Annotated in this window: 8 protein-coding genes; 6 read left to right on the top strand and 2 right to left on the bottom strand. The window is 57.0% G+C overall.

Annotated features, from left to right (window positions below):
* Nucleotides 1-119 precede the first annotated feature (119 nt).
* The 3 genes from metB to metF all read left to right on the top strand — a co-directional run bounded on the left by metB (nt 120) and on the right by metF (nt 4,830).
* Entirely contained in the window at nt 120-1,280 is a 1,161-nt protein-coding gene (metB, locus tag PO881_RS18640) for a cystathionine gamma-synthase (protein WP_101760640.1), read from the top strand.
* Nucleotides 1,281-1,282: 2 nt separating this feature from the next.
* On the top strand, nt 1,283-3,715 hold the full coding sequence (locus tag PO881_RS18635; RefSeq protein WP_176972238.1) for a bifunctional aspartate kinase/homoserine dehydrogenase II: 2,433 nt from the start codon (nt 1,283-1,285) through the stop codon (nt 3,713-3,715).
* 218 nt (nt 3,716-3,933) lie between these two features.
* On the top strand, nt 3,934-4,830 hold the full coding sequence (metF, locus tag PO881_RS18630) for a methylenetetrahydrofolate reductase (protein ID WP_110868177.1): 897 nt from the start codon (nt 3,934-3,936) through the stop codon (nt 4,828-4,830).
* Between the two features lie 125 nt (nt 4,831-4,955).
* Here the strand turns inward: metF and ppc are convergent, their stop codons facing one another.
* Nucleotides 4,956-7,607, bottom strand: coding sequence for a phosphoenolpyruvate carboxylase (gene ppc, locus PO881_RS18625; RefSeq protein ID WP_280172205.1), 2,652 nt, complete (start codon nt 7,605-7,607; stop codon nt 4,956-4,958).
* Between the two features lie 247 nt (nt 7,608-7,854).
* The gene (argE, locus tag PO881_RS18620; protein WP_101760637.1) at nt 7,855-9,003 is read right to left on the bottom strand and encodes an acetylornithine deacetylase; all 1,149 of its coding nucleotides are present in this window, start codon (nt 9,001-9,003) and stop codon (nt 7,855-7,857) included.
* Nucleotides 9,004-9,172: 169 nt separating this feature from the next.
* Between argE and argC the strand changes: the two genes are divergently transcribed.
* Genes argC through PO881_RS18605 form a run of 3 tightly spaced genes read left to right on the top strand, consistent with a single transcriptional unit; the run spans nt 9,173 to nt 12,198 of the window.
* On the top strand, nt 9,173-10,177 hold the full coding sequence (argC, locus tag PO881_RS18615; protein ID WP_280172204.1) for an N-acetyl-gamma-glutamyl-phosphate reductase: 1,005 nt from the start codon (nt 9,173-9,175) through the stop codon (nt 10,175-10,177).
* A 15-nt stretch (nt 10,178-10,192) separates the two neighbouring features.
* Complete coding sequence (gene argB, locus PO881_RS18610; RefSeq protein WP_192415338.1) at nt 10,193-10,966, top strand: acetylglutamate kinase; 774 nt, start codon at nt 10,193-10,195, stop codon at nt 10,964-10,966.
* A 14-nt stretch (nt 10,967-10,980) separates the two neighbouring features.
* Entirely contained in the window at nt 10,981-12,198 is a 1,218-nt protein-coding gene (locus tag PO881_RS18605; RefSeq protein ID WP_101760634.1) for an argininosuccinate synthase, read from the top strand.
* The last annotated feature ends 56 nt before the right edge of the window (nt 12,199-12,254 follow it).

The following is a 12,254-nucleotide window of genomic DNA, read 5'->3' as shown; positions in this document are numbered from 1 at the left end:
CGGTTATTGATGATTTGCTCAATCTATACGCAAAGACATTTAGATGTCCAGATGTATTGACGTCTATGTGCGGAATGTTATCCTGTTGCTCTTCTTTTTCTTCAGGAACAGTAAGCACCATGACGCGTAAACAGGCAACCATCGCAGTACGTAGCGGTTTGAATGATGACGAGCAATATGGCTGCGTTGTCCCACCGATTCATCTTTCCAGCACCTATAACTTCCTCGACTTCAATGAGCCGCGTGCGCATGACTATTCACGTCGTGGTAACCCAACGCGCGATGTGGTTCAGCGCGCGCTGGCAGAACTGGAAGGTGGCGCAGGCGCGGTATTGACCAATACCGGCATGTCAGCGATTCATCTGGTGACAACCGTGTTCCTGAAGCCGGGCGATCTGCTGGTGGCGCCACACGACTGTTACGGCGGCAGCTATCGCCTGTTCGATAGCCTGAGCAAGCGCGGCGCGTATCGCGTGAAGTTTGTCGATCAGGGCGATAAAGCTGCGCTGGCCGCTGCTCTGGCCGAGAAGCCAAAACTGGTGCTGGTTGAAAGCCCAAGTAATCCACTGCTGCGTGTGGTCGATATCGCCAGCATTTGCGCCGCCGCGCGTGAAGCTGGCGCCATTAGCGTGGTAGACAACACCTTCCTCAGCCCGGCGCTGCAAAACCCGCTGGCGCTGGGTGCCGACTTGGTTGTTCACTCCTGCACCAAATACCTGAATGGTCACTCTGATGTGGTGGCGGGCGCGGTGATTGCGAAAGATCCAGCGATGGCCACCGATCTGGCGTGGTGGGCGAATAATATTGGTGTAACCGGCGCGGCGTTTGATAGCTACCTGCTGCTGCGCGGTTTGCGCACGCTGTCACCGCGCATCGCCGCTGCACAACGCAATGCATTGGCGATAGTTGATTACCTGAAGCAACAACCGCTGGTGAAAAAACTGTATCATCCGTCCCTGCCGGAAAATGCCGGTCATGAGTTTGCGGTACGTCAGCAGCGTGGTTTTGGTGCCATGCTGAGTTTCGAAATCGATGCCGATGAGGCTCGCCTGCGCCGCTTCCTGAAAGCGCTGCAGTTGTTCACGCTGGCCGAATCGCTGGGCGGCGTAGAAAGTTTGATTTCGCATACCGCGACCATGACGCATGCTGGCATGTCTGCAGAAGCACGCGCGGCAGCGGGAATTTCGGAAACACTGCTGCGTATTTCTGTTGGGATTGAAGATCACGAAGATTTAATCGCCGATCTGGATAATGCATTCCGGATCGCAGCCGAGGAGTAATCATGACGAGTTCAGTGGGCGCGGGAACGCCGATCAAGCAGTTGCATAAATTTGGTGGCAGTAGCCTGGCCGACGCACGTTGCTATCAGCGCGTGGCCAGCATCATGGCGGATTACAGCCAGCCAGGCGACTTAATGGTGGTCTCTGCCGCAGGCAGCACCACTAACCAGTTGATCAGCTGGCTGAAATTGAGCCAGAGCGATCGCTTATCTGCTCATCAGGTGCAACAGGCTTTACGGCGTTTTCACAGCGAGTTAATTGCTGCGCTGCTGCCTGCTGAATATGCCGAAACCCTGACGTCTTCCTTTATACGCGATCTGGAAAGACTGGCGGCGCTGCTCGATGGCACCATCACCGATGCGGTGTATGCCGAAGTGGTGGGGCATGGCGAAATCTGGTCGGCGCGCTTGATGGCCGCGGTGCTGAGCCAGCGCGAGATCGAAGCCGCCTGGCTGGATGCGCGTGACTTCTTGCGTGCTGAACGTGCCGCGCAGCCGCAGGTTGATGAAGGCAAATCCTGGCCGCTGCTGCAGGAGCTGTTAACACAGCATCCGCATAAGCGTTTGGTGGTGACCGGATTTATCAGCCGCAGCGAAGCGGGTGAAACCGTGCTGCTTGGGCGTAACGGCTCGGACTACTCGGCAACGCAGATTGGTGCGCTGGCGGGCGTGGGGCGCGTGACCATCTGGAGCGATGTGGCGGGCGTTTACAGCGCCGATCCGCGTAAAGTCTCTGATGCGTGCCTGCTGCCGCTGCTGCGTCTTGATGAAGCCAGCGAGCTGGCGCGTCTGGCGGCGCCGGTGCTGCACACCCGCACCTTGCAGCCGGTTTCCAACAGCGACATCGACTTGCAGCTGCGTTGCAGCTATCAACCGGAGCAGGGCTCGACGCGCATTGAGCGCGTGCTGGCCTCCGGCACCGGCGCGCGTATCGTCACCAGCCACGATGATGTGTGTCTGGTGGAGATTCAAATTCCGGACAATCACGATTTCAAAACCCAGCAGAAAGAGATCGATCTGCTGCTGAAGCGCGCGCAGCTGCGTCCGCTGGCGATCGGCGTGCATCCCGATCGCCGCCTGCTGCAGCTGTGTTACACCTCGGAAGTGGTGAATAGCGCCTTCAACCTGTTGCAGGACGCCGCACTGCCGGGCCATCTGCAGCTGCGCGACGGCTTGGCGCTGGTGGCGCTGGTGGGCGCGGGCGTGACGCGTAATCCGCTGCACAGCCACCGCTTCTGGCAGCAGATCAAAGATCAGCCGGTGGAGTTTGTCTGGCAATCGGAAGATCACATCAGCATCGTGGCGGTACTGCGCGTCGGCCCGACGCAGCACCTGATTCAGGGACTGCATCAGTCGCTGTTCCGCGCAGAAAAACGCATCGGCCTGATCTTGTTCGGCAAAGGCAACATCGGTTCACGCTGGCTGGAGCTGTTTGCCCGCGAGCAGGAAACGCTGTCGGCACGTACAGGATTTGAATATGTGCTGGCGGGCGTGGCAGACAGCAGCCGCAGTTTGCTGAGCTACGACGGTCTGGAAGCCAGCCGCGCATTGGCGTTCTTTGATGATGAAGCGGTCGAGCGCGATGAAGAGTCGCTGTTCCTGTGGATGCGTGCGCACCCGTTCGATGATTTAGTGGTGCTGGACGTCACCGCCAGCGAGCAGCTGGCGCAGCAGTATCATGATTTCGCCAGTCACGGCTTCCACGTTATCAGCGCCAACAAGGTTGCCGGTGCGTCGAGCGGTCAGAGCTGGCGTCAGGTGCGCGATGCATTCGCCAAAACCGGTCGTCACTGGCTGTATAACGCCACCGTCGGTGCCGGTTTGCCGGTCAATCACACGGTGCGCGATTTACGCGAAAGCGGCGATAGCATTCTGGCGATCAGCGGCATCTTCTCCGGCACGCTGTCGTGGCTGTTCCTGCAATTTGATGGCACGGTGCCGTTTAGCGAGCTGGTTGATCAGGCGTGGCAGCAAGGCCTGACCGAACCAGACCCGCGCGTGGATTTGTCCGGGCAGGACGTAATGCGCAAGCTGGTGATTCTGGCGCGTGAAGCGGGCTACGACATCGAGCCGGATCAGGTGCGTGTCGAGTCGCTGGTGCCGGCAATTTGCGACGGTGAGTCGATTGATCACTTCTTCGAAAACGCCGACGAGCTGAATGATCAGATGCTGCAGCGTCTGGAAGCGGCGCAAGAGATGGGCTTAGTGCTGCGTTACGTGGCGCGTTTCGATGCCAATGGCAAAGCGCGCGTCGGCGTGGAAGCGGTACGTCCCGAGCATCCGCTGGCTGCGTTACTGCCGTGCGATAACGTGTTTGCCATCGAAAGCCGTTGGTATCGTGATAATCCGCTGGTGATTCGCGGACCGGGCGCAGGCCGCGATGTTACGGCCGGCGCGTTGCAATCGGATATCAACCGCCTCGCACAGCTGCTGTAAACTGCCTCACTTTGCAGACGGCATCGTCCGTCTGCATTCTTCACCTTCCCCTCGCGCATCATGAAACGCTTTCACCTTGAGTGAAAATTTGTCACGCCTGTTCATTAATTTTCAGTTGACGCTAGCGTGCGAATCGTTCATTTTGTGCATCTGGACGTCTAAACGTATGGATGTTCGAAGGCCGCAAAATAATCGATATGTGATGACGAGGTATTAGGATGAGTTTCTTTCACGCCAATCAACGCGAAGCGTTGAACCAGAGCCTGGCTGAGCTGAACGGGCAAATTAATGTCTCTTTCGAATTTTTCCCGCCACGTACCAGCGAAATGGAAGAAACCCTGTGGAGCTCAATCGATCGACTGAGCAGCCTGAAGCCAAAATTCGTCTCCGTCACCTACGGTGCCAACTCGGGCGAGCGCGATCGTACGCACAGCATCATCAAAGGCATCAAAGATCGTACCGGTCTGGAAGCCGCACCGCATCTAACCTGTATCGATGCCACGCGTGATGAGTTGCGCGGTATCGCGCGTGATTACTGGGATAGCGGCATTCGTCATATCGTGGCACTGCGCGGTGATTTACCGCCAGGCAGCGGCAAGCCGGAGATGTACGGTTCGGATTTGGTGGCGCTGCTGAAAGACGTTGGCGATTTTGACATCTCGGTGGCGGCCTATCCGGAAGTGCATCCCGAAGCGAAAAGCGCGCAGGCCGATTTGATTAACCTGAAACGCAAAATTGATGCCGGTGCTAACCGCGCCATCACGCAGTTCTTCTTCGATGTGGAAAGCTACCTGCGCTTCCGCGATCGCTGTGTCGCAACCGGTATCGACGTGGAGATCGTGCCGGGTATTTTGCCGGTCTCTAACTTTAAACAGCTACAACGCTTCGCCACCATGACCAATGTGCGGGTGCCGGGATGGATGAGTGCAATGTTTGAAGGTCTGGATAACGATCCGGAGACGCGCAAAATGGTCGGTGCCAGCGTCGCCATGGACATGGTGAAAATCCTGTCGCGGGAAGGGGTGAAGGATTTTCATTTCTATACGCTGAACCGCGCCGAGTTGAGTTACGCCATTTGCCACACGCTGGGTGTGCGTCCGGCGATGGGAGGTTAATGCCCTCACCCTGTCCCTCTCCCGCCAGCGGGCGAGGGAAGGGTTAGGTGGAGCAATGTTGAAACACCTGTGCTTGATTGGTTCCCTCTCCCGCCAGCGGGAGAGGGTTAGGGTGAGGGGAAAAATTAACCGGTATTACGCATACCCGCTGCAACACCCGCGATCGTCACCATCAGCGCTTGTTCTACACGCGCATCTGGCTCATCACCGCGCTCTTCCTGCGCACGTGAACGATGCAGCAGTTCAGCCTGCAACACGTTCAGTGGATCGGTATAAACGTTACGCAGCGCGATGGACTCAGCAATCCACGGTTGGTCAGCCATCAGATGGGCATCGTTAGCGATGGTCAGCACCGCTTTGATATCCGCATCCAGCTGATCGCGCAGCTGCTTGCCGAGCGACCACAGTGATTTATCCACCAGACGCTGATCGTAGTACTCCGCCAGCCACAAATCGGCTTTCGAGAACACCATCTCTAGCATGCCAAGGCGTGTGGCGAAGAATGGCCACTCGCGGCACATGTTCTCCAGCTCATCCTGATGACCTTCATCCATCGCTGTCTGCAACGCGGCACCCGCGCCCAGCCAGGCTGGCAGCATCAGGCGGTTCTGCGTCCAGGCGAAGATCCACGGAATGGCACGCAGCGATTCCACACCGCCGGTTGGGCGACGTTTAGCCGGACGTGAACCCAGCGGCAATTTGCCCAGCTCCTGCTCGGGCGTGGCTGAGCGGAAATAGGGCACGAAGTCCGGATTCTCACGCACATAGCCGCGATACATCGCGCAGGAGTGCGCCGACAGACCATTCATGATCTCCTGCCATTCGCGCTTGGGTTCCGGCGGTGGCAGCAGGTTGGCTTCCAGAATCGCACCGGTATACAGCGACAGGCTGGCGATAGTGACTTCGGGCAAACCGTATTTGAAGCGAATCATCTCGCCCTGTTCGGTCACGCGCAGGCCACCTTTCAGGCTGCCCGGCGGTTGTGACAACAGCGCCGCATGGGCTGGCGCGCCGCCACGACCGATTGAGCCGCCGCGTCCGTGGAACAGCGTCAGCGTGATGCCCGCGCTTTCACAGGTTTTGATCAGTGCGTCCTGCGCCTGATATTGCGCCCAGCTGGCGGCCATCACGCCGGCATCTTTCGCTGAGTCGGAATAGCCAATCATCACCATCTGTTTGCCATTGATAAAGCCGCGATACCAGTCGATGTTCAGCAACTGCGTCATCACGTCGTTAGCGTTGTTCAGGTCATCAAGGGTTTCAAACAGCGGCGCAACCGGCATGGCGTAAGGAATACCGGCTTCTTTCAGCAGCAGATGCACGGCCAGCACGTCCGACGGCGTTTTCGCCATGGAGATCACGTAGGAAGCAATTGAACCCTGCGGCGCTTCGGCCACCACTTTGCAGGTATCCAGCACTTCGCGCGTCTCATCGCCCGGTTCCCACTGATGCGGCAACAGCGGACGCTTGGAATTCAGTTCGCGAATCAGGAAGGCTTGTTTATCCGCTTCTGACCAGCTTTCGTAATCACCGAGGCCGAGATAGCGCGTTACTTCGGCAATCGCCTGGGTATGGCGGGTGCTCTCCTGACGGATATCGATGCGCACCAGCGGCACGCCGAAACACTTCACGCGGCGCAGCGTGTCCAGCAGCTGACCATTGGCGATGATGCCCATGCCGCACTGCTGCAGAGATTGATAGATAGCGAACAGCGGATCCCACAGCTGATCGTTAGAGACCAGCAAATCGGCCGGACGCGGCAGGCGCTCGCCTTTCAGACGACGGCCAAGATAAGCCTGCGTGGTCATCAGCTGGCCGCGAAGGCGCTTCAGCACCATGCGGTACGGCTCCAGCGCTTCCGCATCGCCGCACAGCTCGCGCACTTCGTCGCTGCATTCGGACATCGACAGCTCGGAAATCAGCACGCCGATATCGCGCAGGAACAGGTCCGCGGCCTTCCAGCGGCTCAGCTGCATCGCGTGGCGGGTAATCGGTGCGGTGACGTTCGGGTTGCCGTCACGGTCGCCGCCCATCCACGAGGTAAATTTAATCGGCACGAAATCGACCGGCAGCTTAATGCCAAAAGTCTCTTCCACTTGCTCATTCAGCTCACGCAGGAAGGCTGGCACGCCTTGCCACAGGCTGTTTTCCACCACGGCAAAGCCCCATTTGGCTTCATCGATCGGCGTTGGACGATATTTGCGGATTTCGTCGGTATGCCACGCTTGTGCCACCAGCTGGCGCAGACGGCGCATCACCTGGGTACGTTCGTAGTCAGAGATATCGCTATGATCGAGTTGCTGCAAACAGCTGTTCACTTCGCCCAGCATATGGATCAGCGTGCGGCGGGTAATTTCGGTGGGGTGCGCAGTCAGCACCAGCTCCAGCGACAGCTCTTCAATCGACTGGCGGATCGCCGCTTCGCTGATATCGCCTTGCTGTTTCAGACGTGCGAAAGTCTTTTTCAGCAGTTCAGGATGGTTCGCGCCATCGCCGCTACGCGAAATGGTTTGATACTGTTCAGCGACGTTGGTGAGATTAAGGAACTGGCTAAACGCGCGCGCCACCGGCAGCAGCTCGTCGTTCGACAGATTTTGCAGCGTGGTCAGCAGTTCCTGACGATGAGTGTCATTTCCCGCGCGGGATGACTTAGAGAGTTTACGGATGGTCTCCACCTGGTCGAGGATGTTCTCTCCTAGTGCATCCTTAATCGTATCCCCGAGCAGTTTGCCGAGCATACTGACATTACTTCGCATTGCGGAATATTGTTCGTTCATTGGACCCTGACACCCTTATCGTCTTTTTTAATACTCTTACGCCCAACGGGCATAACATCGTCTTTTATCTAGCCACGTATCTTCCTGCGCGTCAATTGCCTTAAATCTACGTAAATGTGCTGCTAAATGGCGGAAATTCAAAGAATTTGCTTGCAGCGAAGCGAGATAAGTTATTCTTATTATCAAATCCCGAACAATGACGGGGCAATTTGCTGATTTAACAGTGAAATGCCCCATTTGTTGTTCATCAATGACAAAAATGCTGTACGACTTGGGTGATAAGCGCATGAGTCGGCTTGATAAATGCGGTATCAATAAACTCATCAGGTTGATGGGCTTGATTGATCGATCCCGGGCCTAATACCAGCGTTGGGCACAACTGCTGGATAAAAGGCGCTTCAGTGCAATAGTTCACCACTTCGGTTGGCACGCCCAGCAGCTTCTCCACCACTTGCACCAGCTCATGATCGGCCGGACATTCGTAGCCTGGAATCGGCGGATGCAGCTCGCCTACGGTGAGACGTCCCGGCCAGCGCGCACTTACCGGCGCCAGCGCGTCATTCAGCAGACCATCCAAATCGCTCAGGGTTAAGCCCGGCAGCGGACGAATATCCATGTGCAATTCACAGCAGGCGCAGATGCGGTTGGCCGCGTCGCCACCATGAATATGACCAAAGTTCATGGTTGGATAAGGAATGGCAAAACCATCGTGGTTGTATCGCTCTTTCAGCGTGTTACGCAGCTGCATCAGCTGGGTAATGGATTCATGCATCAGTTCAATGGCGTTGACGCCGCGCGACGGATCGCTGGAGTGGCCCGATTGCCCCTGAATACGAATCACATTCGACAGATGACCTTTATGCGCGCGCACCGGCTTAAGCGAGGTGGGCTCGCCGATGATGGCGCAATCCGGACGCAACTGGGTGGATTCAGAGAAATACTTCGCGCCCGCCATGGTGGTCTCTTCGTCGGCGGTGGCGAGGACGTAAAGCGGCTTGCTGAGTTTGGTCACGTCAACGTCACGCAGCGCATCCAGAATAAAGGCGAAGAAACCTTTCATATCGGCGGTGCCGAGGCCGTACAGCTTGTTGTCGTGTTCGGTCAGCGTGAAAGGATCGCGCGTCCAGCGGCCATCATCGTAAGGCACGGTGTCGGTATGACCCGCCAATAACAAGCCGCCTGCGCCCAATCCGCTGCGCGCCAGCATGTTGAATTTATGCCGCGTGCCAGGCACCGGCTGCACTTCGACACTGAAGCCAATATCGCGGAACCAGCCGGCCAGCAAATTGATTAAAGTTTCATTACTCTGATCCAGTGCGCTATCGGTTGCGCTGATTGATGGCGTGGCAATCAACTGGCGGTAGAGTTCGATAAAAGGTGGTAATTTTGTCTTCACTGTTGACGGTCCTTGGGTTAGGATGTATCAATATTCATGCATTAATAGTGAATAAAAATACAATAACGTCGCTTGCATGTGAAGCATCAAATCTTCTGCAAACGGCATTCTGGGCAACGGGGCAAGGCCGCGACCCGATACGTGTGACTGTAATAAGGTATACAGCCTGATGTTGAATACGCTGATCGTTGGTGCCAGTGGTTACGCTGGCGTAGAGCTTGCCACCTACCTGAATCGCCATCCGCATATGAACATAACCGCTTTGGCGGTTTCAGCGCAAAGCCCGGATGCTGGAAAGTTATTGTCGGATTTGCATCCGCAGCTCAAAGGCATTGTCGATTTGCCGCTGCAGCCGCTGAGCGATGCCGCTGAATGGGCCGACAAAGTGGATGTGGTGTTCCTCGCCACCGCCCATGAAGTCAGCCACGATCTGGCACCTGAATTCCTCAAAGCTGGTTGCGTGGTGTTCGATCTCTCCGGCGCGTTCCGCGTAAACGACGACGCGTTCTATACGCAATATTACGGCTTCAGCCATCAGCATCAGGATTGGCTGGACAAGGCGGTTTACGGCCTGGCCGAATGGCAGCACGACAAAATTAAAGATGCGGAGCTGGTTGCGGTGCCGGGTTGCTACCCAACCGCAGCCCAACTTTCGCTGAAACCGCTGATCGCAGCGGGCCTGCTTAACGATACACAGTGGCCGGTGATTAACGCCACCAGCGGCGTGAGCGGCGCAGGGCGCAAAGCCAACGTTGGCACCAGCTTCTGTGAAGTGAGCTTGCAGCCGTACGGCCTGTTTAATCATCGTCATCACCCGGAAATTGTGGCGCATCTCGGTACGCCGGTGATCTTCACGCCACATCTGGGCAGCTTCCCACGCGGGATTTTATCGACCACCACTTGCCGCCTGAAAGCGGGCGTGACGCAGCAGGATGTGGCGGATGCCTTCCATAACGCTTACCACGACAAACCGCTGGTGCGCGTCTATGACAAAGGCGTACCGGCGCTGAAAGCGGTGGTCGGTTTGCCGTTCTGCGACATCGGCTTCGCCATGCAAGGCGAGCACCTGATTGTGGTGGCTGCCGAAGATAACCTGCTGAAAGGCGCCTCATCGCAGGCGGTTCAGTGTTTGAACATTCGTTTCGGCTTCCCCGAAACGCTGTCTCTGATTTAACGAACGGATAACGCAATGAATCCATTAATCATTAAACTGGGTGGCGTGCTGCTGGATAGCGAAGAAGCGCTGGCCCGTCTGTTTGATGCCCTGCTGGCGTACCGCAATGAACATCAGCGTCCGCTGATCATTGTGCACGGCGGCGGTTGCGTGGTGGACGAGCTGATGAAGAAGCTCGCGCTGCCGGTGAAAAAGAAGAACGGTTTGCGCGTGACGCCAGCCGATCAGATTGACATTATTACCGGTGCGTTAGCCGGTACCGCCAATAAAACGCTGCTGGCGTGGGCGAAGAAATATGGCATCGGCGCGGTGGGTTTGTGCCTCGGCGATGCCAGTCTGGTCAACGTGGCGCAGTTCGATGAAGAGCTGGGACACGTTGGCAACGCGACGCCGGGCAATCCGGCGCTGGTGAACACGCTGCTGGCGGCGGGCTACATGCCGGTGATCAGCTCGATTGGCATCACCGACGGCGGCGAGTTGATGAACGTCAACGCCGACCAGGCCGCCACCGCACTGGCTGCGACCATCGGTGCCGATTTGGTGCTGTTGTCTGATGTCAGCGGTATTCTCGACGGCAAAGGTCAGCGCATCGAAGAGATGACCGCCGCGAAAGCGGAGCAGCTGATTGCGCAGGGCATCATCACCGATGGCATGATCGTGAAAGTGAACGCGGCGCTTGATGCCGCCCGCACGCTCGGTCGCCCGGTCGATATCGCCAGCTGGCGTCATGCTGAACAACTGCCAACCCTTTTCAACGGCGTGTCGATTGGCACCCGGATTCTCGCATAATCAAGGATTAAGACATGAGCACGCAAAACATCAAAAAAATCGTTCTGGCCTACTCCGGCGGTCTGGATACTTCAGCCATCATTCCATGGTTGAAAGAGAACTATGGCGGCTGTGAAGTGGTGGCGTTCGTGGCGAACATTGGCCAGGATCCAGCCGATCTGGAAGGCGTTGAGAAGAAAGCGCTGCAGTCAGGTGCGTCTGAGTGCCACGTGGTTGACCTGCGTGAAGCGTTCATCAGCGAATACGTGTATCCGGTTCTGCAGACTGGCGCCCTGTACGAAGGCACTTACCTGCTGGGTACGTCTATGGCGCGTCCGATTATCGCTAAAGCCCAGGTTGAGCTGGCGCTGAAAGTGGGCGCAGATGCGCTGTGCCACGGCGCAACCGGTAAAGGTAACGATCAGGTGCGTTTCGAAACCACCTACACCGCGCTGGCGCCACAGCTGAAAGTGGTTGCGCCATGGCGTGAGTGGGACCTGCGTTCACGTGAAGCGCTGCTGGATTACCTGAAAGAGCGCAATATCCCGACCACCGCGTCGCTGGAAAAAATCTACAGCCGTGACGAGAACGCATGGCACATCTCTACCGAAGGCGGCGTGCTGGAAAGCCCAGCCAATGCACCGAACAAAGATTGCTGGGTGTGGACCGTTGATCCGCTGGAAGCGCCCGATCAGCCAGAAAATGTCACGGTCACCGTGGAGAAAGGTCGCGTGGTGGCGGTGAATGGCGAGACGCTGAGCCCGTTCCAGTGCCTGGAAAAACTCAACGTGCTGGGCGCCAAACACGGCGTCGGCCGTATCGACATCGTGGAAAACCGTCTGGTAGGCATCAAGTCCCGCGGCTGCTACGAAACTCCAGGCGGCACCATCATGGTTAACGCGTTGCGTGCGGTTGAACAACTGGTGCTGGATCGCGATAGCTTCAAATGGCGTGAGCAGCTGGGCCATGAAATGTCTTACGTGGTTTACGATGGTCGCTGGTTCGCGCCGCTGCGTAAATCTATCCAGGCCGCTGCTGAATCCCTGGCAGAAGAGGTGAATGGCGAAGTGGTACTGCAGCTGTATAAAGGCCAGGCCACGGCGATTCAGAAAACCTCTGCTAACAGCCTGTACTCAGAAGAGTTCGCCACCTTTGGCGAAGATGAAGTTTACGATCACCGTCACGCGGGCGGCTTTATCCGCTTGTTCTCACTCTCTTCACGCATTCGCGCGCTGAACGAGCAGAAGAAGTAATACCGCGGCAATCGACATATTTTGCAAGGGCGGCTTCGGGCCGCCTTTTCTATAAC

Source organism: Pantoea sp. SS70 (assembly GCF_029866845.1).
GTDB lineage: Bacteria > Pseudomonadota > Gammaproteobacteria > Enterobacterales > Enterobacteriaceae > Pantoea > Pantoea leporis.
The sequence above is the reverse complement of the archived record's forward strand: the minus strand, read 5'-3'. Positions and strand labels throughout refer to the sequence as shown.